The 25,365-nt window shown below is 62.1% G+C and carries 24 protein-coding genes; 19 read left to right on the top strand and 5 right to left on the bottom strand.

The window, feature by feature from the left end; all coding sequences use genetic code 11:
* Window positions 1-23 precede the first annotated feature (23 nt).
* Complete coding sequence (gene cobF, locus NKI67_RS07015; protein ID WP_352644873.1) at window positions 24-797, bottom strand: precorrin-6A synthase (deacetylating); 774 nt, start codon at window positions 795-797, stop codon at window positions 24-26.
* A 141-nt stretch (window positions 798-938) separates the two neighbouring features.
* Between cobF and NKI67_RS07010 the strand changes: the two genes are divergently transcribed.
* The 5 genes from NKI67_RS07010 (at window position 939) to NKI67_RS06990 (ending at window position 6,348) form a co-directional block, all read left to right on the top strand.
* On the top strand, window positions 939-1,949 hold the full coding sequence (locus NKI67_RS07010; RefSeq protein ID WP_352644871.1) for a DUF4424 domain-containing protein: 1,011 nt from the start codon (window positions 939-941) through the stop codon (window positions 1,947-1,949).
* Window positions 1,949-2,467 (top strand): dihydrofolate reductase, encoded by a 519-nt coding sequence (locus tag NKI67_RS07005; protein WP_023676694.1) that lies wholly within the window; start codon window positions 1,949-1,951, stop codon window positions 2,465-2,467. The genes NKI67_RS07010 and NKI67_RS07005 overlap by 1 nt, the downstream gene beginning before the upstream one ends.
* A 162-nt stretch (window positions 2,468-2,629) precedes the next feature.
* Window positions 2,630-3,724, top strand: coding sequence for an FtsH protease activity modulator HflK (gene hflK / locus NKI67_RS07000; RefSeq protein ID WP_023676693.1), 1,095 nt, complete (start codon window positions 2,630-2,632; stop codon window positions 3,722-3,724).
* On the top strand, window positions 3,724-4,686 hold the full coding sequence (gene hflC, locus NKI67_RS06995; RefSeq protein WP_352644869.1) for a protease modulator HflC: 963 nt from the start codon (window positions 3,724-3,726) through the stop codon (window positions 4,684-4,686). The genes hflK and hflC overlap by 1 nt, the downstream gene beginning before the upstream one ends.
* A gap of 144 nt (window positions 4,687-4,830) precedes the next feature.
* Entirely contained in the window at window positions 4,831-6,348 is a 1,518-nt protein-coding gene (locus tag NKI67_RS06990; RefSeq protein ID WP_023676691.1) for a DegQ family serine endoprotease, read from the top strand.
* Window positions 6,349-6,395: 47 nt separating this feature from the next.
* Here NKI67_RS06990 and NKI67_RS06985 read toward each other — a convergent pair whose 3' ends face one another.
* Together NKI67_RS06985 and serB are read right to left on the bottom strand one after the other, a co-directional pair.
* Window positions 6,396-6,968, bottom strand: a complete 573-nt coding sequence (locus NKI67_RS06985; RefSeq protein ID WP_023676690.1) for a GNAT family N-acetyltransferase — start codon at window positions 6,966-6,968, stop codon at window positions 6,396-6,398.
* Window positions 6,965-7,852 (bottom strand): phosphoserine phosphatase SerB, encoded by an 888-nt coding sequence (serB, locus tag NKI67_RS06980; RefSeq protein ID WP_023676799.1) that lies wholly within the window; start codon window positions 7,850-7,852, stop codon window positions 6,965-6,967. Before serB ends, NKI67_RS06985 begins: the two co-directional genes overlap by 4 nt.
* On the opposite strand from serB, the gene miaA reads away from it, so the two are divergent.
* The 3 genes from miaA (at window position 7,842) to NKI67_RS06965 (ending at window position 10,228) form a co-directional block, all read left to right on the top strand.
* The gene (gene miaA, locus NKI67_RS06975; RefSeq protein ID WP_352644893.1) at window positions 7,842-8,810 is read left to right on the top strand and encodes a tRNA (adenosine(37)-N6)-dimethylallyltransferase MiaA; all 969 of its coding nucleotides are present in this window, start codon (window positions 7,842-7,844) and stop codon (window positions 8,808-8,810) included. The genes serB and miaA overlap by 11 nt on opposite strands.
* A gap of 104 nt (window positions 8,811-8,914) precedes the next feature.
* Window positions 8,915-9,709, top strand: coding sequence for a GGDEF domain-containing protein (locus NKI67_RS06970; RefSeq protein ID WP_023676688.1), 795 nt, complete (start codon window positions 8,915-8,917; stop codon window positions 9,707-9,709).
* Between the two features lie 132 nt (window positions 9,710-9,841).
* The gene (locus NKI67_RS06965) at window positions 9,842-10,228 is read left to right on the top strand and encodes an ester cyclase (protein ID WP_023676687.1); all 387 of its coding nucleotides are present in this window, start codon (window positions 9,842-9,844) and stop codon (window positions 10,226-10,228) included.
* Window positions 10,229-10,264: 36 nt separating this feature from the next.
* Here the strand turns inward: NKI67_RS06965 and NKI67_RS06960 are convergent, their stop codons facing one another.
* Complete coding sequence (locus tag NKI67_RS06960; protein ID WP_352644867.1) at window positions 10,265-12,091, bottom strand: ATP-binding protein; 1,827 nt, start codon at window positions 12,089-12,091, stop codon at window positions 10,265-10,267.
* Between the two features lie 150 nt (window positions 12,092-12,241).
* On the opposite strand from NKI67_RS06960, the gene NKI67_RS06955 reads away from it, so the two are divergent.
* The 7 genes from NKI67_RS06955 to NKI67_RS06925 all read left to right on the top strand — a co-directional run bounded on the left by NKI67_RS06955 (window position 12,242) and on the right by NKI67_RS06925 (window position 18,463).
* Entirely contained in the window at window positions 12,242-12,808 is a 567-nt protein-coding gene (locus NKI67_RS06955) for a helix-turn-helix domain-containing protein (protein WP_352644866.1), read from the top strand.
* A 1-nt stretch (window position 12,809) separates the two neighbouring features.
* Window positions 12,810-13,121, top strand: a complete 312-nt coding sequence (locus NKI67_RS06950) for a hypothetical protein (RefSeq protein WP_352575156.1) — start codon at window positions 12,810-12,812, stop codon at window positions 13,119-13,121.
* A 21-nt stretch (window positions 13,122-13,142) separates the two neighbouring features.
* Entirely contained in the window at window positions 13,143-13,670 is a 528-nt protein-coding gene (locus tag NKI67_RS06945; protein ID WP_352644864.1) for a GNAT family N-acetyltransferase, read from the top strand.
* 215 nt (window positions 13,671-13,885) lie between these two features.
* Window positions 13,886-15,046, top strand: coding sequence for a PcfJ domain-containing protein (locus NKI67_RS06940; RefSeq protein ID WP_352644862.1), 1,161 nt, complete (start codon window positions 13,886-13,888; stop codon window positions 15,044-15,046).
* A gap of 292 nt (window positions 15,047-15,338) precedes the next feature.
* Window positions 15,339-17,135 carry an acetolactate synthase 3 large subunit gene (locus tag NKI67_RS06935; protein ID WP_352644860.1) on the top strand — a complete coding sequence of 599 codons (1,797 nt, stop codon included), beginning with the start codon at window positions 15,339-15,341 and terminating at the stop codon, window positions 17,133-17,135.
* Between the two features lie 66 nt (window positions 17,136-17,201).
* On the top strand, window positions 17,202-17,774 hold the full coding sequence (gene ilvN, locus NKI67_RS06930) for an acetolactate synthase small subunit (protein ID WP_023676680.1): 573 nt from the start codon (window positions 17,202-17,204) through the stop codon (window positions 17,772-17,774).
* A 5-nt stretch (window positions 17,775-17,779) separates the two neighbouring features.
* Entirely contained in the window at window positions 17,780-18,463 is a 684-nt protein-coding gene (locus NKI67_RS06925) for an SEL1-like repeat protein (RefSeq protein ID WP_352589592.1), read from the top strand.
* On the opposite strand, the gene NKI67_RS06920 is transcribed toward NKI67_RS06925, so the two are convergent.
* Window positions 18,460-18,864 (bottom strand): metalloregulator ArsR/SmtB family transcription factor, encoded by a 405-nt coding sequence (locus NKI67_RS06920; protein ID WP_352589595.1) that lies wholly within the window; start codon window positions 18,862-18,864, stop codon window positions 18,460-18,462. The genes NKI67_RS06925 and NKI67_RS06920 overlap by 4 nt on opposite strands.
* Before the next feature lie 186 nt (window positions 18,865-19,050).
* On the opposite strand from NKI67_RS06920, the gene NKI67_RS06915 reads away from it, so the two are divergent.
* From NKI67_RS06915 to NKI67_RS06900, 4 genes are all read left to right on the top strand, one after another.
* Window positions 19,051-20,031, top strand: a complete 981-nt coding sequence (locus tag NKI67_RS06915) for an acyl-CoA desaturase (protein WP_352589598.1) — start codon at window positions 19,051-19,053, stop codon at window positions 20,029-20,031.
* Window positions 20,032-20,137: 106 nt separating this feature from the next.
* On the top strand, window positions 20,138-20,734 hold the full coding sequence (locus tag NKI67_RS06910) for a LysE family translocator (protein WP_352644859.1): 597 nt from the start codon (window positions 20,138-20,140) through the stop codon (window positions 20,732-20,734).
* Between the two features lie 169 nt (window positions 20,735-20,903).
* A complete protein-coding gene (locus NKI67_RS06905) occupies window positions 20,904-22,154 on the top strand; it encodes an efflux RND transporter periplasmic adaptor subunit (protein ID WP_023676678.1) in 1,251 nt (416 codons plus the stop codon).
* Window positions 22,151-25,309: an efflux RND transporter permease subunit gene (locus tag NKI67_RS06900; protein ID WP_352644856.1), complete on the top strand. Its 3,159-nt coding sequence runs from the start codon at window positions 22,151-22,153 to the stop codon at window positions 25,307-25,309. The genes NKI67_RS06905 and NKI67_RS06900 overlap by 4 nt, the downstream gene beginning before the upstream one ends.
* Window positions 25,310-25,365: the final 56 nt, after the last annotated feature.

The raw sequence follows: 25,365 nt of genomic DNA, 5'->3' as shown, positions 1-25,365 counted from the left end.
ATTCATGCCGCGTGTGATCCCTGTTACTTCTTAGGCTCGCCCGGCTTGCGCAGCAGATAGGTGTCCATAATCCAGCCTTTTTTCCGGCGGGCCTGCTCACGGGTGCTCACGATCTTGTCGCCGACGTCGCCAATCCGGCCCGAGATGACGATCTCGTCGGGCGTCCCGAGATAGGCGCCCCAGTGGACGGTGACGTCGTTGTCGTCCAGCGTGTTGAAGGCGCATTTGCCGTCCAGCATGACGATGGTGCTGCCGGCGTTTTCGGGCAGACCTTCCTCGGCGAGCCGGCGGCCGGTGGTGATCAAAATGGCGTCGCCGATCCGGTTCAATGCCATTTTGTGGCTGGCTGCGAGTGCCTGGATGGCGGTGATGCCAGGGATGACCTCCAGCTCGAACGCTACATTGCCTCTGAGGCGCACGCGGTCGAGGATGCGCAGCGCACTGTCGTAGAGCGACGGATCGCCCCAGATCAGGAAGGCGCCGCAGCCATCTTCAGGGAGTTCGGCGCGGATCAGGCCTTCGTAGATCGCGGCGATCGCCTCGTGCCAGTCGTCGACGGTCGAGCGGTAGGAAGGCGCCGGCTCGGCGCGCACCGGCACCTCGAATTCGACACGGCGCGAATTCGGATTAATGACGAAGCGGTCGCAGATCTGGCGGCGCAATTCGGCGAGATCGTTCTTCTTGGCGCCCTTGTCGGGAATGAACAGCACGTCGGCCCGATTGAGACCGTTAATGGCCTGGACCGTCATGTGCTCCGGATTGCCGGCGCCGATGCCGATGACGAGAAGCTTGCGCATGGGCGAACTCCTGCCCGATCGGGACCGGCGTGTCTAGACCGACACGACATGCCGGCAGGCGCCGGCGCATTTGCCGAAAGGCTTTGAAACGCCACATTGAACAGCTAGAGTCATGTTGGCATTCTCGCCGGGGGAGTTTCCATGTTCCGTTACGTCCTGACCGCAGCCTTGGCGCTCTCGGCTACGCCTGCGCTCGCCAATGATTCGGTCGCCGAACTCGGCACCGGTGGGCTGATCCTTTCGCGCAGCGATGCGGTGGCGATGGAAAGCGAGGATCTCTACATCTCGCCGGAAAAAGTGATGGTCGATTACGTCTTCCGCAACAACACCGACAAGGATGTCGATGCGATCGTCGCCTTTCCGATGCCCGACATCGAAGGCGACCCCGAAGAAATACCGGCGATTCCGGAGGCGCAGAGCGACAATTTCCTCGGCTTCGAAGTGACGATCGACGGGGTGCCGGCAAAGCCGCAGCTCGAGCAGAAGGTGGTCGCGCTCGGCATCGACATCGGCGCTGACCTGAAGGCGCAGGGCGTGCCGTTCTATCCGTTCGGCGATGCGGCCAAGGCAGCGCTGGCAAAGCTGCCGCAAGCGGTCGCCGACGACTGGGTCAACCGCGGCATCATCATCGAGGACACTGCCGACGACGGTTCGGGCATGAAGACCGTCTATACGCCGTTCTGGCAATTGCGCTCGACCTATTGGTGGCGCTCGACGTTTCCGGCCAACAAGGCGGTCCATGTCTCGCATCGCTACAAGCCGAGCGTCGGCGGCACCTCCTCGGTCAGCTTCTTCTATGACGGCCAGTTCCAGGGTCAGTATGCCGCCTACAAGACACGCTACTGCATGGACGATGCCTTCGAGAATGCCGTGCGCAAGGCAGCCAAGGACGATCCCGACGGCTACCCCAAATATTTCGAGAACCGCATCGCCTATATCCTGACCACGGGCGGCAACTGGGCGTCGGGAAACATCGGCAGTTTCAAGCTGACCGTCGACAAGGGCGATGCGAAGAACCTGGTCTCGTTTTGCGGCGAAAACGTCAGGAAGATCGGACCGACGACGTTCGAGATGAAGGCGCATAACTTCTACCCCGAGCACGATATCGACATATTGCTGCTGGAGCCATCCGATGGCGGAAACGGCGGCTGATGGACCTCGCGATTTATGTCGCCATCGCCGAGAACGGCGTGATCGGGCGCGAGGGTGGGTTGCCGTGGCGGCTGTCCACCGATCTCAAGCGGTTCAAAGCCGATACGATGGGCAAGCCCATCATCATGGGCCGCAAGACCTATGAAGGCATCGGCCGCCCATTGCCGGGCAGGCTCAACATCGTGGTGACACGAGATAGGGCATGGCGCGCCGAGGGCGTCGAAGTCGCGCACTCGATCGAGGACGCAATCGCGCTGGCGACGGTGCGCGGGCGCTGCATGGCCGGCGCCGACGAGATCTGCGTCATCGGCGGCGGCGAGATCTACGCTCAGGCGCTGCCGTTGGCCGATCGGCTGCACGTGACCCATGTTCTGGCCGCGGTCGACGGCGATGCCCATTTCCCGCCGATCGATCCGGCGCTGTGGCGGATCGTCCGCTCGCAGGAGGTGGAGGCTGGCGAAAAGGACAGCCATGCGACACGCTATTCGGTTTACGAGCGGCGCCGCGACGTGCATTGAAGGCGACAAAGGGGTCGCGACAGGTCTAGATGGACCCAAAAGGCGGACAGTGGCGGCAGCCGATCGCGTTGAAAGCGTGCCGCTGCATCCCTATAGAATAATAATATTGGATTTTGCGCCGGTGAGCCGGCGCTTGAGGGAATTCCAAGCGAAAGGACATTCATGCCCTGGAACGACAAGAGCGGCGGCGGCGGCCCGTGGGGCGGCGGCAACAATCAGGGGCCTTGGGGTCAGGGACCAAAAGGACCCAGCGGCCCGCAGGGCTCGCCTCCCGATCTCGAGGATATCATCCGGCGCGGGCAGGACAGGTTGCGGCGCGCGCTGCCGGGCGGCGGTGGCGCGAGCCCTGCCGTGTTCGGGCTGATTGCCGCGGCGCTGGTGGTGCTATGGGCGTTCAAGGCGGTCTACACCGTGCAGCCCGACGAAGTTGCGGTGGAACTCAGGTTCGGCAAGCCGAAGGCGGAGCTGTCGCAGCCTGGCCTGCATTTCCATTGGTGGCCCATCGAAACGGTCGAGACCGCCAACATCGCCGAGCAGCTTGTCAGTATCGGCGGCGGCAGTTCCAGCGGCAATGGCCTGATGCTTTCCGGCGACCAGAACATCGTCAATGTGCAGTTCTCTGTGGCCTATCAGGTCTCCGACCCTAAGGCCTATCTGTTCGACGTGTCCGACCCGGACGGCATGCTGCAGCAGGTCGCCGAAAGCGCGATGCGCGAAGCGGTCGGCCGGCGCCCGGCGCAAGACATTTTCCGCGACGACCGGCAAGGCATCGCGGCGTCGGTGCGTGAGATCATCCAGACCACGCTGGACGGTTACAAGGCCGGCCTCAACGTCAACGCCATTTCGATCGAGGACGCCGCGCCACCGCGCGAGGTGGCAGACGCGTTCGACGAGGTGCAGCGCGCCGAGCAGGACGAGGACAAGTTCGTCGAGCAGGCCAATCAGTATTCCAATCAGAAACTCGGCCAGGCACGCGGTGCGGCCGCACAGATCCGCGAAGACGCGGCCGCCTACAAAAACCGGGTCGTGCAGGAGGCCGAAGGCGAGGCGCAGCGCTTCATCTCGGTTTATGACGAATATGCCAAGGCGCCGGAGGTGACGCGCAAGCGACTCTACCTGGAAACGATGGAGAGGGTGCTGAAGGATTCGAGCAAGGTCATCGTCGAGCAAGGCAACGGGCAAGGGGTCGTTCCCTACCTGCCGCTGCCGGCATTGCAGCAGAAGGCGCCGGCACCGGCCACCGGAGGAAACCAGTGATGGCCAACCGTCTTCCCGTCATTGCGGTCATCGCCGCGGTCATCCTGTTCCTGCTCTATTCGTCGGTCTTCGTCGTCAATGCGCGCCAGCAGGCGCTGGTGCTCAGGTTCGGCGAAATCGTCGACGTCAAGAACCAGCCGGGCATCTATTTCAAGGCGCCATTCTCCTTCTTCGATGCCGACACCGTCCAGCTGATCGAAAACAGGGTCCTGCGCTTCGACCTCGACAACATCCGCGTCCAGGTTTCGGGCGGCAAGTTCTATGAAGTCGATGCCTTTATCGCCTATCGTATCTCGGATCCGCGCGTGTTCCGCGCCGCGGTGTCCGGCCAGATCGAACTGGCCGAGGCCCGGCTTAGGACGCGTCTCGACGCCGCCTTGCGCCGCGTCTATGGCCTGCGAGACTTCGAGGCGGCGCTCTCGGAAGAGCGCGCGGTGATGATGCGCGAGGTGCGCGATCAGCTGAGGCCCGATGCCACCTCGCTTGGCCTGCAGATCGAGGATGTCCGCATCCGCCGCACCGATCTCACGGCCGAAGTCTCGCAGCAGACCTTCGACCGCATGAAGGCCGAACGTCTCGCCGAAGCCGAGCGGCTGAGAGCGCGCGGCAACGAGGCAGCGCAGCGGATCAGGGCTCGCGCCGACCGCGAAGTGGTCGAAATCGTCGCCGAAGCGCAAAAAGAGTCTGAAATCCTGCGGGGTGAAGGTGAAGCCCAGCGCAGTGCCACGTTTGCCGGGGCCTATCTGCGCGATCCGGCCTTCTTCGATTTCTATCGGTCGATGAATGCCTATGGCACGGCGCTGAACAGCGCCGGAACGACGATGGTGCTGTCGCCGAATTCCGAGTTCTTCCGCTTCTTCCGCGACCCGAACAGCAAGGAAACGCCTGTGGCACCGGCGGCACCAGCGCCAGCACCTGCCGCTCCCGCCGCACCGGCGGCACAGCCAGGCACCGGCCAGTAGGGCCGGTGCAGGGGCGCCGGCGTAACGGAGGATTTATCCTCTGGCGGTAGCCATAGCCGCAAACGTGCCTTATTTCTTGCCAACATGACGCGGACCGGCATTTTTGCCGAAGCGGTTTTTTTCAGAACACCCGGAGGCCTTTCGATGACATCCACCACCCTTCTGCGTGCAGCGAGGCGGACGTTCATCGCCGGGGCCGCTGCGCTTCTGGTCGGCGCCGTTGCCGTTCCGTCGTTCGTGGCGCCGACGATGGCAGCCGACGGGCCGCCCTCGGTTGCCGATCTCGCCGCCGGCCTGCTTGGCGCCGTGGTCAACATCTCGACGTCGCAGACTGTTAAAGGCACTGAGGGGCCGGGCGCAGTGCCGATGCCGCAGCTGCCGGAGGGCTCGCCCTTCCAGGACTTCTTCGACGATTTCTTCAAGAACCGTGGCGGCGACAAGGGCGGCGGCGGCCAAAAGGTGCAGTCGCTGGGCTCCGGCTTCGTGGTCGACGCCGAGCAGGGCATCGTGGTGACCAACAACCACGTCATTGCCGATGCCGACGACATCGAGGTGAATTTCTCCGATGGGGTGACGCTCAAGGCGACGCTGGTCGGCACCGACACCAAGACCGATGTCGCGGTGCTGAAGGTCGATCCGAAAGGGCACAAGCTGACGGCGGTGAAGTTCGGCGATTCCAACACGATGCGTGTCGGCGACTGGGTGATGGCGATCGGCAATCCGTTCGGTCTCGGCGGCACGGTGACGGTCGGCATCGTCTCGGCACGCAATCGCGACATCAATTCCGGCCCGTATGACGACTTCATCCAGACCGATGCCGCGATCAACCGCGGCAATTCCGGCGGACCGCTGTTCAACAGCAGCGGCGAGGTCATCGGCATCAACACGGCAATCATCTCGCCATCGGGCGGCTCGATCGGCATCGGCTTCTCGATCCCGTCGCAGCTTGCCTCGGGCGTCGTCGACCAGCTTCGCCAGTTCGGCGAGACGCGGCGCGGCTGGCTCGGCGTGCGCATCCAGCCGGTGACCGACGACATTGCCGAAAGCCTGGGCATGGCGACCGCCAAGGGCGCGCTGGTCGCCGGCGTCATCAAGGGCGGGCCGGTCGACAACGGCACAATCCAGGCCGGCGACGTCATCATCAAATTCGACGGCAAGGACATCCATGAAATGCGCGACCTGCCGCGCGTCGTGGCGGAGAGCCCGGTCGGCAAGGCGGTCGACGTGATCATCGTGCGCAAAGGGGTCGAGCAGACCGTCAAGGTGACGCTCGGCCGGCTCGAGGACGGCGAAAAGCTTGCCAGCGGCGGTGAAAACGGCAACACCGACCAGGACGATGCCGACAAGGCGCCTGCGGTTTCGACGGCTGCCGTGCTCGGCATGACGATCGGCGAGCTCAATGAGGAGACGCGCACGAAATTCGGCATCGCCACCGATGTCTCCGGCGTCGTCGTGACGGACGTCGCCAAGGATTCGGCGGCAGCCGAACGCGGCATCCAGCCGGGCGAGGTGATCACCGAGATCGCGCAGGAATCGGTCGCCACGCCCAAGGACGTCATGGACCGGATCGGCGCGCTGAAGGAGCAGGGGCGCAAGAACGCGCTTTTGATGCTGGCGTCGAAGACCGGCGAGCTGAGGTTTGTGACAATCCGGATGGATTGAGTCCGGAAGAGCCTGCAACACTCTGATCTTGAAACGAAAAAGGGCGGCTAGCGGGCCGCCCTTTTTCTTGCCTGCCAGTCTGTGCGTGGCAGCCTGTAGAAGACATGTCGCCTGAGTGCGGTGTGGCTGTCCGGAACACCGGGATGGTCGAAGTCGGAGGCCGGGTCGGCGATCATGCCCAGGCGCTCCATGACGGCAGTGGACCGGCTGTTATCCTTGACTGCGAAGGACACGATTTCGTCGAGGCCAAGTCTTTCAAAGCCATAGGTCAGCCAGGCTTCGGCTGCTTCGGTGACATAGCCGCGGCCCCAGAATTCGGGTGCCAGCCGCCAGCCGATCTCGATCGTGCCGGGCGGCAGGAATGGCAAATGATCGGTTCGGGTTATGCCGACGAAGCCGATGCATTCACCTGTGGCTGCGATCTCAGCGGCCGCGAAGCCGAAGCCGTCGCGATCGATAGCCGCGCGCAACTCCTCCATCTTGGCGTCCGACTGGGCACGGTCGCGCCGAAACGGAAAGAATTCCATGACGCGCTCGTCGGAATTGATGCGATGGAAGAGCTCGCGGTCACGATCTCCCCAGTTGCGCAGGATCAGGCGCTCGGTGCGGATCGGCGTCATTCGACAAATTCCTCCCGGCGATAACCCTGCAGATAAAGCAAGGCGGTGAGGTCGCCGTGGTCGATGCGGATCTTTGCCTCGGCTGCCACGGCCGGCTTGGCATGCAAGGCGACGCCGATGCCGGCAAGACGGATCATGTCGAGATCGTTGGCGCCGTCGCCGACGGCAATGGCATCGGCAGGCGTCAGGCCGAGGCGGGCGGAAATCTCGATAAGGGCTTCGGCCTTGGCGGCGCGGCCGAGGATCGGTTCGGCGACCAAGCCGGTGAAGCGGCGATCCTGCTCGATCAGGCGGTTGGCGCGATTTTCGTGAAAGCCGAGCAATGCTGCGATGCGGGTGGTGAAGATGTCGAAACCACCGGAGATCAGCGCCGTCCAGGCGCCATTGGCCGCCATTGTCTGGACGAGCGTGCGGCCGCCGGAGGCTAGCGTCAGGCGATTGTCGATGATGCGGTCGATGATTGCGGCATCGAGATCCTTGAGCAGCGCCACACGCTCGCGCAAGGCCGGCTCGAATGCGATCTCGCCGTTCATCGATCGCGCCGTGATGGCGGCGACGCGATCCTTGACGCCGATCTCGTCGGCAAGCTCGTCGATGCATTCCTGGTCGATCATTGTCGAATCCATGTCGGCGATCAGGATCTTCTTGCGCCTGTTCTCAGCCGGCTGGACGGCCACGTCGATCGGTTCGGAAGCAAGCGCGGCCTGCAGGCGCGCCGTTATTTCGGAAGCGTCGGCGGTCTCCGGCAAGTCGAGTTCGCAGGCGATGCCTTCGGCCAGCCAGCGAACAGCGCTTGCGCCGACCGACCGCGAGGCCATATTCGCTAGCGTCGGCGTCAATGCGCGGCCGGCGGGATGGGATAGAAGCGTGGCGATCAGCGGCATCGAAAATTCCAGCGGACAGGCGGGCGAAGGCCGCGTGAAGAACGCGATCCTGATAGCCGGGCCGACCGCCAGCGGCAAGTCGGCGCTCGCACTCGACCTCGCCGAGCGCAATGGCGGTGTCATCGTCAACACCGATTCTATGCAAGGCTATTCGGTGCTCGACGTGCTGACGGCGCGGCCTGGTCCTGCCGAACTCGCCCGCGTCCCCCACTTTCTTTATGGACACGTCGATCCGTCCACCGCCTATTCCACCGGCGCCTGGTTGCGTGATGTCACGAAGCTGATCGACGACGGCACGCTCTCGGAGCGGCCAGTGATTTTCGTCGGCGGTACCGGGCTTTATTTCCGGGCGCTCACGGAAGGTATCTCGGAGATGCCCGACATTCCGAAGTCGATCCGCGATCGCTGGCGCTACGAGCTCCAGGAACAGGGCGCAGTGAGATTGCACCGCATCCTGTTGCGCGAGGATTCTGCGGCCGGCATGATGCTTAAGCCGACGGATGGCCAGCGCATCGTGCGGGCGCTGGAGGTGCTCGACGCGTCGGGGCGTTCCATCCTGGACTGGCAGGCCGCGCGTGGCCGGCCGTTGATCGACAGGAGCAGCGCGCGCTTTTTCGTCATCGAGCCGGAGCGAGCGGCGCTGGTGGAGCGGATCGATGCTCGCTTCGACCGCATGCTGGACAAGGGGGCACTGGACGAGGTGAAACAGCTTTCAGCGCTCGGCCTCGATCCCGACCTGCCGGCGATGAAAGCAATCGGTGTTCGCGAGCTTCAGGCCGCGCTGGCCGGCGCCTTCAGTTTTCCCGAGGCCATCGAGCGCGCGAAAACCGCGACGCGGCAATATGCCAAACGGCAGGCGACCTGGTTCAGGCACCAATTGGGCCCGGAATGGCAGAGATTGCGTCCTGGTGAGGGGATCGACTCGATACTCTCACTCCCTCCTTCGAGCGCAACCTGAAAAGTCGACACCGAGGGGACATTTCGCGTTGAAGTTGTCCAGGTTAACTGTCCGTAAGTTCCCGCATGCCATAAGATCGTTACGAACTTTCCAACGGGGAGCAGATGCGTTTCCACAAGGCGGAATCAGCCTTTTTCGTCTTTATTTTTGTGATCCTGGCCGCCGGCCTGGTGACGCTTTACGCCTATGGGCTCCTGCAAACCCTGGCCGCCGACATTAGCAATACGCCTTCGGAACTCGATGAAATCGTCTATCTCAACAAGCTGCTGTTTGCGACGGGCGTGCTGCTGGCGACTGCGCTGTTCTTCGGCATTTTCTTCATCTACCCGCTGATCCGAAAGCAGGCGACGGAAGAAGGCAAGCTGCGCGCCATGACCGTTTCGCTCAGCGCGCGTTCGGAGACGCTAGAGCATGCGGCGCTCACCGACAGCCTCACCGGCATGCAGAACCGGCGTTATTTCGACGATGCGCTGAAGGAATATCTCGAAGAGTTCCGTCGCATCGAGAAACCAGTAGGGCTGATGATCCTCGACCTCGACCATTTCAAGCAGGTCAACGACAGCCACGGCCACGATGTCGGCGACGAGGTGTTGCGGGCGGTCGCCAACTGTCTCAAGGACATGACACGCTATCACGACGTGGTGGCGCGCCTGGGCGGCGAGGAGTTCGCGGTGGTCACGCCCAATATGGACGCCGAGCTGCTATCCAAATTCGCGGAGCGCATCCGCAAGGCGATCGCCAACATGTCGGTGCTGACGGGCAATGTCCGACTGAAAATCACCACCAGCGTCGGGCTTGCCGTCTGGGATCGCAAGGAAACCGCCGAGGAGTTCTATCGCCGCGCCGATCGCCAGCTCTATGAGGCGAAGAGGCAAGGGCGCAACCGCGTCTGTGCCTGAAATTCCGTCATTGAATTCGTGATGCCGGCCGTCTGGTATCGTTTTCTGTGTTTCCGGTGCACGCAGACCGACGTCACCCATTCAAGCTGAGATGCTGCCTTTGCGGGGCTTGGCGGAAATAGAGGTGTTGCCGTGACTAAATCCGATCTCTCCGGTCTTTACCGAGGCTATATTGCATGCCTGAACAAGCAGGATTGGCCAAATCTGGGGCGGTTTGTTCATGATGAAGTGACCCACAACGGTCGCAAGCTCGGATTGTCCGGCTATCTCGAAATGTTGGTGAGAGACTTCGACGAAATTCCGGACCTTTACTTCGACATTCAGCTATTGGTTGCCGATCCGCCTTATGTAGCGAGCCGGCTAAGCTTCGACTGCGCGCCAAGGGGAACGTTCCTTGGGCTCGATGTAAGCGGGAAGAGAATTTCGTTTGCCGAGAACGTATTTTATGAGTTTCAGAGAGGGAAAATTCGCCAGGTGTGGTCAGTTATAGACAAGACAGCCATCGAAACTCAGCTTTGATATCTGCGAGCGCTGCCTAAAAGTCGCTCGGCTCAATCATTCTGGGGGACGCAGGCCGAAGGTCGCCGGCTTGAGGCCGTAGCGCAAGTCGAAATCGTCGTTTCGCTGGGTGCGTGCGGCCGACGGCTTGCGATAGTCCGAATCGCCGGCCTGCCGGCCCGAATCGACGACTTCCGCGAAAGGCATTGCCTGTCGTGATTTCGGCACGTTGCGCAGCCGTTCGACGATCGCCACGAGGTCGACCTGGTCGCCGGTTTCGGACGGCAAGGCGTCCTCGCGCTTGGCCGTGCCTGGGATCAAATCCTCGGAGAGCTTTTCAAACTTCATCCGCATCGTCGTCGCCACGCCTTCCCCGAAGGCGATGGCCTCGCGCTGGCCCATGGAAGACAGGAACGCCAGCGTCGAAGCCGAGGAATCGGCAATCGCCGACCGGATGATCGCCTGGTCCTGATCGTTGGCGAGCCGCATGGCAAAGAACGTCGAGCACTGCGACAGGATGGTCGGGTCGAGCTCGCCCGGGCGCTGGGTGACGACGCCGAGATAGCAGCCATATTTGCGGCCTTCCTTGGCGATGCGCGACAGCGCGTGCCGCGTCGGCGCGAAACCGAGGCGCGGATCGGCCGGCATATAGCGATGCGCTTCCTCGCACAGGAAGAGCAGCCGCAGGCGGCCCTCGCTCCACAACGCCAGGTCGAAGGCCAGCCGCGCCAGCACCGAGCATACGGAATTGACCACCTCGGACGGCATGCCGGCCATTTCGAAGCAGGTCACAGGGCGGCCGTGATGCGGCACGCGGAAGATGTTGCCGATCGTCTCGTGGATGGTGTCCTCGATCAGGCGCGAGTTGAACATGAAACGGTAGCGCGGATCGGATGCCGCCGATTCGATACGTGTCTTCAATGACCTGAGGGTCGGGCGATCGTTCTTGCTTTCCAGCAATCCCATGCGTTCGTCGACCAGCTTGATGAGGTCGGCAATGCGATAGGGCACCGGCGCGTCGGCGGTCAGCGCATCGGTGCTGCGCCGTAGATAGTTGCCGGAGTTCGGATTGCGGTAGAGGTTCTTGGCCGCGGGAATGAGATCGCGCAAGGCGTCGACCTCTTCCGGAACCGTCTCGCGGCCGCGAAACAGCACCTCGGCAAATTCCTCGAGCTTGAACATCCAGAAGGGCAGGTCGAGCGTCGTCGAATCGACCCTGACGCAATATTCGGGCAACGACGCGGCGAACTCGTTGTGTGGATCGAGGATGAGCACGCGCAGGTCGGGCCGGGCGGCGATCGATTTGCGCAAGAGCAGCGACACGGCGGTCGATTTGCCAACCCCGGTGGTGCCGACAATGGCGAAATGGCGCGCCAGCGTATCGTCGATGGCGATATTGGCGTCGATGGCCTCGTCCTGCGACAGCGTGCCGATGGTGATCGAATGACGACCGGCGAGATCGTAGACGGCCTGCAGGTCGCGGCTGCGGATACGATGGGCAATGGCGCCGATATGCGGGTAGGTTGTGATGCCACGGTCGAAGATCGGCTTCGCGCCGGGTTCGGCACCGTCGCGCACCTCGCCGATCAATTCGATGCTGACCTCGATCGGATTCTGGCCCTCGCTGCTCCAGGCACGATCCGACTTGCCGATTTCATAGACCAGGCCGACGGTTCGTGATGTACCGAGATTGATCGAGATCATCTTGCCGACGCTCCACAGGCCGGTGACCGTGCCTTCGATATCGTCGGCATAGGCGCTGATGGTGGCGCGCGCGCCGTCGCATTGCACGACATTGCCCAGAATGCGCTTGTCGTTCTGCTCCGCCCTGCGGCGCTCCAGCAAAGTTGGTTCCCCAATGGAGGCTTCGCGTTCAACGAGCATGGACACGCCGATCCCTTTTTCCAAGCGATGAGCCTAGGCGAACGGGGTTAAGGTGGGATGAGGCCGGATGGTTTAGCGGACATTAAGGAGTTTGCGAAAAATGGATGAAACGGCCGTTGCTCCGTAGAAAAATTTCGATATATTGGATTAATGGATGATATAGCGAACGACATCTCCTCGACCATCGGCAGACGAATACATGCCGAAAGAGTGGCTCGAGGCTGGTCCCTGGCAGAGCTGGCGGAGCGGTCCGATGTTTCGAAAGCCATGCTGAGCACGGTAGAACGCGGTATGACCAGCCCGACGGCGGCGCTCCTTGTGCGCATTGCGGCCGCCTTCGGCATGACGCTGTCCACATTGATCGCAAGGGCGGAATTGCAGGGCGGTGGCCTGCTTCGCGAACGTGACCAGCCGCTCTGGCGCGATCCGGCTACGGGTTATGTGCGGCGGCATCTTTCGCCGGTCTCCGACATACCCCTCGAACTGATCCGGATACAGTTGCCGGCCGGCGCCAAGGTAAGTTTCCCGGCGGCGTCCTATGCCTTCATCAGGCAACAGATATGGCTGATCTCCGGGCGGCTGGAATTCACCGAGGGGGACATCGTTCACCGGCTCGAACCCGGCGACTGCCTGGCGCTCGGCGCGCCATCCGATTGCGTCTTTCACGCTCCGGGGCCGGACGCCGCCGACTATCTGGTTGCGTTGGCCAGGAGCTGAGGTGAAGGCGCGCCGTCCGAAACGCTCCGACAATGGCGGTCCGCCGCTTGACGACTATAACGGTCCGCCCTGGGGCAAGGGTGAGCCCTATGTGTTTCTTGCCTGGCGGACCGCCCATGCCCAGGCATGGAAAGTGCCGAGCCGCGAGATCATGCTGATGCGGCTGGACAAGGCCGAGCGGCTGGGCCTGACCTATGAGGAATACACGCTCGAACTGCTGGAACGCGGGCGACATCTGCAAGAGGAAGACGCCGATCGCATCGCGGAAATCCGGCGGGCCAGGAAGCGGAAGCGGATCAGTCATTTCGATTGACGGACGGCGCAGGGGAACCACATGAGTTCGATCGAAATCAGGCCACTCACCAGGACTGACGGAACGCAAAAAATGCTGGCGGATCTGCTGATCGGGACAGTCGCTGCCGGCGGCTCGGTCAGCTTCATGCATCCGCTGGCGCCGGAGATGGCCGCGGCCTTCTGGAACAGGTCGCTTCATGCGGCCGCCAGAGGCGAAAGGGCGGTGCTTGGGGCCTGGAACGGCGAGGCTCTGGTCGGCACCGTCACCTTGCTGCTCGACTGCCCTCCCAACCAGCCGCACCGGGCCGAGATCGCCAAGCTGATGACCCGCCTCGATTATCGCGGCAAGGGCATCGCAACCCGCCTGATGGAGGCGGCGGAAGCCGTTGCCGTGGAGAAAGGCCGCACGCTGTTGGTCCTCGACACGGCAAAAGAGGAGGGGGCTTCCGGCCTCTATGAAAAGCTCGGCTTCACGCTGGCCGGCGAAATACCGGATTATGCGCTGAAGCCGCATGGCGGGCTGACAGGCACCCTCATCTACTGGAAACGCGTCGGCCGGACACGGTGATGGCGACAACGATGCACCTTTGCAACACCGTCAGACCATCGCGGGCATGGAAAGAATAGCTCTTGCGTCAAATTGGCGGCGAGCTTAGAGAAGCCGCCCATTCTGATCCGTCCTGAAAGGAGACCTGTCAATGACCCGGCGATCCAGATCGACACATTCCGTGCCGACGCTGGAATTGCGTGCGGCTGACAGGGTTCCAATCAGGAAGAACGGCCATGGCAAAGTCCATGATCCAGCGCAGGCAGGATGCCGAGCGCGAACGCATTGAAGCATATGCCGTAACGCTGCGGCGGGTTTTTCCCGTCCCGCGTCCCGCTCCGGATTTCGAGCGGGCGCTCGACGAGGCACGTCGGGGCTTTGCCGGCATGGCGATCCGCGACGGCGCGCTGTGGCGTCCAAAGCTGAAGACGCGCGACCCCGCGCGGCTGCGGCTGGCCGCGGCGCGTCATCTCTATGCGCGCTACCCGGTTACAGCCGCGCTCGAGGGGATCTGGCTGGACAGCTCGGGGTTGAATGCCCTCGAGATTGCGCTTCGCAAGGCTTGGTATATCGCAGTGGCGCGTGGTGACTCGCTTTACAAGGCGGGCGCCTGTGCGTGGCTGTCTCGCAAGGAGGTGCATTGCTTCTTGAACTTGCCCGGCGATTTCACGTTCGACGAGGCGTTTTGGGTGGCGATCGCCCGGTCTTACACGGATGATTCCGGGTTGGCGGCCCGACTTGCCAAGTCGAAAATCGCGCGCACGCCACGTAACGATCTGGCCTTCTGGCGCGAGGTGACACGGTTCTTCTGCGGGCAACCCGCGTCGAAGGAGGAGATCGACGATCTATGCGACTATATCGGCGCCGTGCACCAGCGCGATGCCGCGTACAGCCTGAAGGGTCGCACGCTCGCCTCGCTGCGTCGGCAGATGCTGGAATGGCACCGAGACATTGCCGCGATCGAACGCATCGAGGCAATGCGCCGCCGCGCTGCCGGGCGGGCCACGCGTACTGCCGGGACGCAGTCGCAGGGTCGCGCCTGGGACGGCTCGCGCCTCGACGATTGGGACTGGCAGCCGTCGACCAAAGAGGCAAAGGCGCATGGCGAGCGTTTCTTCATCCGTCAGTTGAAGACAGCCGAGGATCTGGTCGCCGAGAGCCGGGCGATGCATCATTGCGTCTCGATATACGCGGCCAAATGCATCGCCGGCAATGCCTCGATCTGGGTGCTGCGGCGCTCGGCGCTCGGCAAGATCGAGCGGTTGCTGACGATCGAACTCGACCCGCAAAACCGTGCGGTGCAGGTGCGCGGTTTCGGCAACCGTCTCGCCTCGCTCGAGGAGCGCAAGATCATCGAGCGCTGGGCCAAGGCGAGGGGTGTGGTGCTCTGCGCCTGAAACTGAAGACCCGCGCGGCGGAAAGGCGGCGCGGGTGCACAATGGGCGGATGTGCCGACGTCAGGCCAAGGGCACATTCGCCGTTGACAGCGGCGTCAAACCAATTCTATTGTCCGCCACCATGAAAAAGGCACTCATTCTCGTAGGAAAGCGCGTGGGCAAGGCGGTGTAACCGCCGGGCGATGACCTCCCATGCGCAAGACACAGGCTCCCTCGGGGGCCTTTTTTATTGCCCGAAATACGACTGAACGACCAGCAATCGCCAGATGGCGAACAGTACGGGACCAGACCGATGAGCAGTGGACAGAATGAGCGGCGCGAAATGCCAAGAACTGAAATGACTGGCGCCGAAATGGTGGTGCAGGCGCTGAAGGACAATGGCGTCAAGCATGTTTTCGGCTATCCGGGCGGCGCGGTTCTGCCAATCTACGATGAAATCTTCCAGCAGGACGAGGTCGAGCACATCCTCGTCCGCCACGAGCAGGGCGCGGGCCACGCGGCGGAAGGCTATGCGCGCTCGACCGGCAAGGCCGGCGTCATGCTGGTGACCTCGGGGCCGGGCGCCACCAATGCGGTGACGCCATTGCAGGACGCGCTGATGGACTCGATCCCGCTGGTCTGCCTGACCGGCCAGGTGCCGACTTCGCTGATCGGCTCCGATGCGTTCCAGGAGTGCGACACGGTCGGCATCACGCGGCCCTGCACCAAGCACAACTGGCTGGTGAAGGACGTCAACGAGCTCGCGGCAACAATCCACGAGGCCTTCCATGTGGCAACGACAGGGCGCCCCGGTCCGGTCGTCGTCGACATCCCGAAGGACGTTCAGTTCGCCAAGGGCATCTATGTCCCGCCGCAGACGGCGCCGCGCACTAGCTACCAGCCGAAGGTCCAGGGCGATCTGGAGAAGATCAAGGCGGCGGTCGAGCTGATGGCGGCTGCCCGGAAGCCGATCATCTATTCGGGCGGCGGCGTCATCAATTCCGGCCCGGAGGCGAGTCATCTGCTGCGCGAGCTGGTCGACCTCACCGGCTTTCCGATCACCTCGACGCTGATGGGCCTCGGCGCCTATCCGGCATCGGGCAAGAACTGGATGGGCATGCTCGGCATGCACGGCACCTATGAAGCGAACATGGCGATGCACGATTGCGACGTCATGCTCTGCATCGGCGCGCGCTTCGACGACCGTATCACCGGGCGACTGACGGCGTTTTCGCCGAATTCGAAGAAGATCCACATCGACATCGACCCGTCTTCGATCAACAAGAACGTCCACACCGACGTGCCGATCATCGGCGATGTCGGGCGCGTGCTGGAGGATCTGGTGCGGCTGTGGCGGGCAACCGCCAAGGCCGACAAGAAGGCGCTTCACCCGTGGTGGGAGCAGATTGCCAAATGGCGCGCGCGCGATTCGCTCGCCTACAAGATGAACCACGAGGTGATCATGCCGCAATATGCCGTCCAGCGGCTCTATGCGCTGACCAAGGACCTCGACACCTACATCACCACCGAGGTCGGCCAGCATCAGATGTGGGCGGCACAGCACTATCATTTCGAGAAGCCGAACCGCTGGATGACCTCTGGCGGACTGGGCACGATGGGCTACGGCCTGCCGGCCGCGCTCGGCGTGCAGATCGCGCACCCGGATGCGCTGGTCATCGATATCGCCGGCGACGCCTCGGTGCAGATGACGATGCAGGAGATGAGCGCCGCGGTGCAGCACGAGGCGCCGATCAAGATCTTCATCCTCAACAACCAATATATGGGCATGGTGCGGCAGTGGCAGCAGCTGCTGCACGGCAACCGGCTGTCGCACTCCTACACCGAGGCGATGCCGGATTTCGTCAAGCTCGCCGAAGCCTATGGCGGCCACGGCATTCGCTGCGACAAGCCGGACGAGCTCGACGACGCCATCAAGGAGATGATAGCGGTCAAGAAGCCCGTCCTGTTCGACTGCCGCGTGGCGACGCTCGCCAACTGCTTCCCGATGATCCCGTCCGGCAAGGCGCATAACGAGATGCTGTTGCCGGACGAGGCGACGGACGAAGCTGTGGCCAACGCTATCGACGCCAAGGGCAGGGAACTGGTGTAGCCTGGTTCAAGGAAGCTGTGCGAAAACAGCAGATTAGCGCAAAAGTTTGAAATCGAGATTGATGTCATGAACGCACAGTTGCAACCGACCGGCTCCGCCTATTTCATCGCCAAGGAGACGGAAAAACCAGAGAACCACACGCTTTCGGTCCTGGTCGACAACGAGCCGGGCGTGCTTGCGCGGGTCATCGGCCTGTTTTCCGGACGTGGCTACAACATCGAGAGCCTGACGGTCTCGGAAACCGAGCACGAAAAGCACCTGTCGCGCATCACCATCGTGACGCGCGGCACGCCGCACGTGCTGGAGCAGATCAAGCACCAGCTCGAGCGCATCGTGCCGGTGCACCGCGTCGTCGATCTCACCGTGCGGTCGCAGGAATTCGGACAGGAGCGGCCATTGGAGCGGGAACTCGCGCTGGTCAAGGTCGCCGGCACCGGCGAAGCCCGCGTCGAGGCGCTCCGGCTCGCCGATGCATTCCGCGCCAGCGTCATCGATGCCAACACCGAGCATTTCATCTTCGAGATCACCGGCAAGGGCTCCAAGCTCGATCAGTTCATCGCCATCATGAAACCGCTCGGGCTGGTTGAAATCTGCCGTACCGGAGTGGCGGCGATGAACCGCGGCCCGCAAGGGATGTGATCATAATGCTCGCGGCGGCAATTCTAGCAGGCGCCGGCGCAATCGTTCTTGCGGTCACGACGGCGGCGGCCAGCCAGGAGCCGGTATTCGACAAGTCAGTGCTGCCGAAATTGTTTGAAGAAATCGACCGCAGGGGCACACCGAGCTACTATTTCCAACAATGCCCGGCCGATATTTGGCGCAGGGCGTCGGGCGTCGATGACGCGCTCTTTTCCACGCCGGGAATAGATTACCAAGGTTGTGAGAAAGACGTCTTGGCCTGTGCCAAGCGGTGTTTCGACGGACGCAGGGGCGAAGCCTGTTTCGAGACGGCCAGGGTCATCCAGGAGCACTCGCCAGAAGACAAGCAATGGACCGAGGAGATGTTCGCCCAGGCCTGCGCTACTGGCAGTATCGGCGGCTGCACAAATCGCGGCGCGGGAATTCTCTTGGGTCGGCTTGGGCTAAACAAACTGCTTGCCGCCGGTAGTGCCAATGAATCTTGCCCTTATCGCACATTCAAGCTGAGCTGCAATGAGGGCGATGCCTGGGGTTGCACCATGTATGGCAGCGCCCTTCAGCATGGTGAAGGCGTCTCTGTGGACGAAGCCGAGGCGATGGCCGCTTACAAAAAGTCTTGCGAGATCGCTGTGGAATTTGACGCCTGCCGATACGCCAAGGCGCTCATGAAAACGATGCAAAGCCGCTAGGGCTTTTCAGATTTGCGCAAGTGCGATCTTTGCGCTGCCTCGCCTCGACCAAGTTCTTTGCTTTCTCTCTTGATAGGGCGCGATACCGGGCAGACATCCTGAACAAATCCATTCAGCGTGTTCACAAGATTGTTCTGGACCAGAGAATAGTGGATGAACTGTCCGTGCCGCTCCTTGGCGATGAGCCCGGCCGTCTCCAGAATGCTCAAATGCTGCGAGATCGACGGCTTCGACATCTCGAAGCGCGCCGCGATCTCGCCCGCCGTTAGGGAAGAGTGCGCAAGATAGGCGAGCATCTTGCGCCGGGGCGCTGAAGATAGCGCTTCAAACACGCGCTGTATCGCGCCATTTGCGTGAGCAGCCGTTTCGGCATCCGCTGCGTGCTCTGCATCTTCGATCACTGTCTGCCACCTTGTGATGCCGAGGCGTTGGCTGCGCCTCGGTCCGCTTTTCTTATTTTCATTTAGACTATTGCCTAAATACCTAATTCGTAGTAGTAGACGATTAGCTTACTGCCTAAGTAACGGAAGACGCGCCAGAAGGCAAGGCTGTGGTCCGGAAATGTTCATGCAGGAGGAGGGGTACCGATGAAAACCATATCCACGGGCAGAATGATTTCCCAACAGGACAGTGACGCCGAAGACGGCAAAGTCGTGTGGGTGCCGGCAAAGTCGATCTGGGTCGGGGCGATGACGATCGCCGCCATTGTGTTGGGACCGATGACATTTAGCTGGAGTGCCTTCGCCTTATTCGTTGCGACAACGGCGGCGACAATCTGCGCCGGACACTCGGTGGGGATGCACCGTCTGCTCATCCACCGTTCGTTCAAGGTTCATATCTGGGTCGAGCATGCGCTGGTCTACCTTGGCGTGCTCGTCGGCATGGCCGGTCCTTTTGGGATGATCTATGCTCACGATATTCGTGACTGGGCTCAGCGCCAGACCGCATGTCACGATCTCCATGCCCATCGTCGGCCATTTTTCACCGATGCCTTCTGGCAGATGCATTGCGCGGTCGCTTTGCGCAATCCACCCACCTTCGTCATCGAACCCTCGATCAGGAATGACCGGTTCTACAAGTTCGTCGAACGCACCTGGATGCTGCAACAACTGCCCTGGGCGATCCTCTTTTTCGCGCTTGGCGGCTGGGATTGGGTGGTATGGGGAATCGCGGTGCGCGTTTCAGTGTCGCTTACCGGGCATTGGTTGGTTGGGCATTTTGCGCACCGAGATGGGGAGCAAGGATGGCGCGTCGACGACGTTGCCGTGCAAGGATACAATTTGCCGCGTTTCGGGCTGGTAACGTTCGGCGAGAGTTTCCACGGCAACCATCACGCGTTTCCCGAGTCTGCACGGCTTGGTCTGGAACCCGGACAGATCGATCTCGGCTGGCTATTCATTCAGGTTCTGGCGATCCTGGGTCTGGCGCACAGCGTCAAGATTCCGGAGAATACGCCGAGACGCAAAGGGCTGCGACGCGTGCGCCGTCAGCGCGAAACTGCCCCGGATTCAGATCTATGGTCGGTGCAGCCTACCGCAGATAGATGTTCTCAGCGGATATTGGCCTAAGAAATGAAGGAACGCTTAGGGCGCGTGGACCAACGAATTGCATTTGCACTCAGCACCTCATCGATTTAAGTCAGTATTTCAGTATTATTGATCATTGCGATCCTCCATGACCTTCGATGCATTCCTTGCTCTGCTGGTTTATGCCTTCGTGACCTCGATCACGCCGGGTCCGAACAATTTCATGCTTTTGGCCTCGGGCGTGAATTTCGGCTTGGTCAAAACCGTGCCACACATGCTCGGCATCGGCTTCGGCTTCCTCGTGCTGTTGCTTGCCGTAGGCTTCGGGCTTGGCGCCGTGTTGACGGCCTTTCCGGTCCTGCATACCGGGTTGAAGATCGCCGGCGGCCTCTACTTGCTTTATCTCGCCTGGAAGATCGCCATGTCGCGCTCGCTCGGCGGCGAAGGCGAGGCGAAGGGCCAGCCGATGCGCTTCATCGAGGCTGCGGCTTTCCAGTGGGTCAATCCCAAAGCCTGGGTGATGGCGATTACAGCCATGGCCGTCTATACGAACCCGGAACGCCCGCTTGTGTCCGTGGTGCTGATCGCGGCCGCGTTCGCCGTCGTCATGCTGCCGAGCATTTCGACCTGGGCCGGTTTCGGCATGGCGCTGCGCGGTTTTCTGGCGGATACGGCGCGGCTCAAATGGTTCAACATCGCCATGGGTGTGATGCTGGCGGCGACATTGTGGCCGATGCTGCGCTAGCTGCCGTTTTATTGTGCACTGCACATTAAATCTTCGTAATGACGGGTTTTGGCCCTTTTTCGCCTTCGGCATCCTCTATTATCTGGCAAAATCGCGGCAAGAGGCTGCGAGTTGAGCTAGAGTGCGACCAGCGGAAATCGGCGTGTCGCGTTGAGAAGGCCTTTTGTCGATGCGCGGAAAGATCGTATTTGCGGTGATCGCTGCAGCCTGCCTTGCGGCGGCGTGGCTCTATTTTTCGCCCACCGCAATGACCGGTCTTCAGCAGATGCTGTCGGCGAAGCAGACCACGGCGGCGGCGGACAAACCCGCTGCAGCAGCAAATGCCGCTCGTTCGACTTCGGTGGTTGCCGCCACCGCTTCGACGGCCGATTTCCCGGTCCGGCGCTATGCCATCGGCTTTGTGTCCTCTCCTGCCGTGGTCAGCATCAACGCGCGGGTCTCGAGCCAGATCGTCGCAATCGCGGTCAAGGACGGACAGATGGTGAAGGCCGGCGACCTTCTTTTCTCGCTGGACGATCGCTCGTTGAAGGCGCAACTGGCACGCGATCAGGCGACGCTCGCAAAAGACCAGGCGCTGCTTGCCAGCGCCACGGCCGATCTTCAGCGCGCCAAAAATCTCGTCGCCAGGCAGGCCGGAACACAGCAGACCTACGATCAGGCCGTCGCGGCACAGAAATCCGCCGCGGCCACCGTCGACGCCGACAAGGCAACGATCGATGCGGACCAAATCCAGCTTGGCTTCGCCACGATCAGGGCGCCGATCTCCGGCAGGCTTGGCGCAGTCAGCGTCGCCGTCGGCGATCTCGTCACCACCAGCAACGGCAGCAGCACGTCGACTCCACTGGTGACGATCACGCAGGTCGACCCGCTGCAGGTGAACTTCAATCTCCCCGAAAGCGATCTTGCCTTGCTGCACAAGGCGCTGGCAGCGCCGCAGCAAGGTGCGGTGACGCTGACCAAGGACGGCGACCCGAAGCCGATCGGCAAGGGAACGCTGGATTTCGTCGATTCCAGCGTAGACACGGCGTCCGGCACGATCGCAACGCGGGCCAGTGTGCCCAACGCCGATCTTTCGCTATGGCCGGGCCAATACGTCAACGTCGTGCTCGATGCCGGCATCATGCCACAAATGACGTCCGTTCCGACGGTCGCCGTCCAGCCCAGCCAGAAGGGCCCGTTCGTCTATGTGATCAAGCCGGACAACACCGTTGAAATGCGGCCCGTGCAGGTCGCGCTGACAGAAGGCACCAACACCGCAATTAGCCAAGGATTGAAAAGCGGCGAGCGTGTCGTCGTCGAGGGTCAGACCAAACTGAAGAACGGCGCGGCGGTGCGCGAAGGCAAGGCTTCGACCGGCACCGGCGATCAGGCGGCTCCGAAGGTTGCCGAGGCTGACCGGACGGGCGGAACACAGCCATGATTTCCGAATTCTGCATCCGCAGGCCCGTCGCCACGCTGCTCATGTCGTTCGCCCTGGTTCTGGGCGGGCTATTTGCTTACAAATTCCTGCCGGTCGCGGCGCTGCCAAGCGCCGAATTTCCGGTTGTCAACGTCTCGGCCTCGCTGCCCGGGGCTTCGCCGGAAACCATGGCGACGTCGGTGGCAACGCCTCTGATCAAGCAGTTTGCCACCATCGCCGGCATCGATTCGATCTCGACGACCAACTCGCTCGGCTCGACCTCGATCGCCATTCAGTTCGTACTCAACCGCGACATCGATGCAGCCGCCGCCGACGTGCAGGCAGCGATCGCACGTACGCAACGACAATTGCCGCCGGAGATGACCAGCCCGCCGAGCTACCGCAAGGTCAATCCAGCCGACGCGCCGATCCTGCTGATGTCGCTGGTCAGCGACACAATTCCGCTGACTGATCTCGACGCGTTTGCCGAGAATGTGATTTCGCCGTCGCTGTCGACGATCGACGGCGTTGCGCAGGTTTCGATTTACGGCCAGCAAAAATACGCTGTCCGCGTCCAGATCGATCCGACGGCGCTCGCCGCTCGCGGCATCTCGATCGATCAGCTGCAGACGGCCATCGCCTCGGCCAACAGCAACACGCCGCTCGGCGTGCTCAAGAACAACAAACAGCAGCTGACAATCACCGCGAACACGCAGCTGACCGATGCGGCGGGATTCTCCAACATCATCATCGCCACCAAGAACGGCCATCCGGTGCGGCTCGGCGAGGTGACCCGCGTCATCGATTCGGTCGAGACCACGACGACGGCAAGCTGGTATGACGGCACCCGCGCCATCATCATGGCCGTGCAGCGCCAGCCGGATGCCAATACCGTCGACGTCGTCGACCGCGTCAAGGCGATGCTACCTTCCTTCGACGATCAGATGCCGGCAGCGGCGAGCATCCAGTTGCTAAACGACCGCTCGACATCGATCCGCGAGGCGGTCGATGACGTGCAGTTCACGCTCCTGCTCACCATCGCGCTGGTGGTGATGGTGATCTTCCTGTTCCTGCGCCGGGTGACGGCGACGATCATCCCGGCGGTGGCGGTACCGATTTCGCTCATCGCCACGCTGGGCGTGATGTACCTGTTCGGCTTTTCCATCGACAACGTCTCATTGATGGGGCTGACATTGGCGGTCGGCCTTGTCGTCGACGATGCCATCGTCATGCTGGAAAATATTTTCCGCCATATGGAGGAGGACGGGCTCTCGGCCCTCGAGGCGTCGCTCAAGGGCGCGCGCGAGATCGGCTTCACCATCATCTCGATCTCGATCTCGCTGGTCGCCGTGTTCATTCCGGTGCTTTTGATGGGCGGCGTGATCGGGCGCATCTTCAACGAATTCGCGGTGGTGGTGACGGTCGCCATCCTGGCGTCGATGTTCGTCTCGCTGACGCTGACGCCGATGCTGTGCTCGCGGCTGTTGTCATTATCGAAAGCCGAGCAGAAAGCAGCGCACGGCGGGGACCATAGACAAAACGTCTTCATGCGGGGCTATGACAGGCTGCTGACATTCTGTCTGCGCCACAATTTCCTTGTCTTCCTTGTCTTCCTCGTGACCGCCGGGCTGTCGGTGTGGCTGATCCAGATTTCGCCGAAAGGCTTCTTCCCGCAGGAGGATATCGGCCAGGTCTCGGTGACGACCATCGCGCGCCAGGACATTTCGTTTGACGCGATGGTGAAGCTGCAGGGGCAAGTGGCGGATGTCTTCACCCATTCGCCCTACGTCGCGCATGTCGGCTGGTCGGCGGGCAGTGGAAACAATGCGCTCAACCAGGGCCAACTGTTTGTGCAGCTGAAAGACAAGGACCACCGACCGAACATCGACAAAGTGCTTACGGACCTGCGGCGCCAGCTGGCCAATGTGCCCGGCATCGAAACCTACATGCAACCGGTGCAGAACCTGCGGCTCGGCGCGCGTTCTTCGGCGAGTGCCTACCAGCTTGCCGTGCAGGGCCTCGATACCGGCCTGACGAACGTCTGGGCGCAAAGGCTGACGGATGCGATGGCCGCCGATCATGCCGCCTTCACCGACGTCACCAATGACCTGCAGAACAACGCGCTACAGGCGACGCTGGTGATCGACCGCGACAAGGCGGCGAACCTCGGTGTCGATACCGACACGTTGCGCTCCAGCCTCTATGGCGGTTTCGGCACCCAGCAGGTGTCGACCATCTTCGGTTCGGCCGACAGCTACGACGTGATCATGGAGCTCGATCCGAAGATCGAGTGGTCGCCCGAGCGGATGCTGGCCATCAAGGTGAGAACGGCGAGCGGCAGCCTGGTGCCGCTCGGCGCGTTCGCCCGCGTCGATCGGACCGCCGGCGCTTTGACCGTCAACCAGCTCGGCCAGCTTCCGGCAGTGACGATCTCCTACAATCTGCCGCAAGGCGTGGCCCTCGGCGACAGCGTGAGCCACATCAACGCGCTGAAGGACAAGATCGGCATGCCGCCGACGATCTCGACCGCCTTCTCGGGCACGGCCAAGACGTTCCAGGATTCGCTTTCCAACCAGGGGCTGCTGATCGGCGGCGCGATCCTGACCATCTATATCGTGCTCGGCATGCTTTATGAGAGCTTCATCCATCCGCTCACCATCCTGACCGGGCTTCCATCGGCGGTGCTGGGCGCACTGGTGGCACTGCGGCTGGCGGGGATGGATCTGTCGGTGATCGCGGTGATCGGCATCCTGATGCTGATCGGCATCGTCAAGAAGAACGGCATCATGATGATCGACGTGGCGCTCGAGCTTAGGCGCGAGGGGATGTCGCCTGTCGAATCCATCCACAAGGCCTGCCTGATGCGCTTCCGGCCGATCATGATGACCACCCTTGCGGCGCTGATGGGTACCATCCCGATCGCGCTCGGCACCGGTGCCAGTGCGGAACTGCGCCAGCCTCTCGGCGTGGCGGTGGTCGGCGGTCTTGTCGCCTCGCAGGCACTGACGCTGTTCGTCACGCCCGTCATCTACGTCTACATGGAGCATTTTTCCGGCTGGCTGGTCAGGCTGTGGGCGCGGCGCCGGGGCGAGCCGAGGCCGGTCGAAGCGGTCGACCAGCCGTCACTGTTCGACGAGGAGGAAGAACCAGTGCCGCAAAAGGCGGCAGCCGAATAGCGCTGGCCCAAGCCGTGGTGCTTGCGGCCGGGGGTCCGCGATCGTAATTTGACGCC

The sequence above is a fragment of the Mesorhizobium sp. M0408 genome (assembly GCF_040321495.1).
GTDB lineage: Bacteria > Pseudomonadota > Alphaproteobacteria > Rhizobiales > Rhizobiaceae > Mesorhizobium.
Note: the sequence above shows the minus strand (reverse complement) of the source record. Positions and strands in the feature narration are given on the sequence as shown.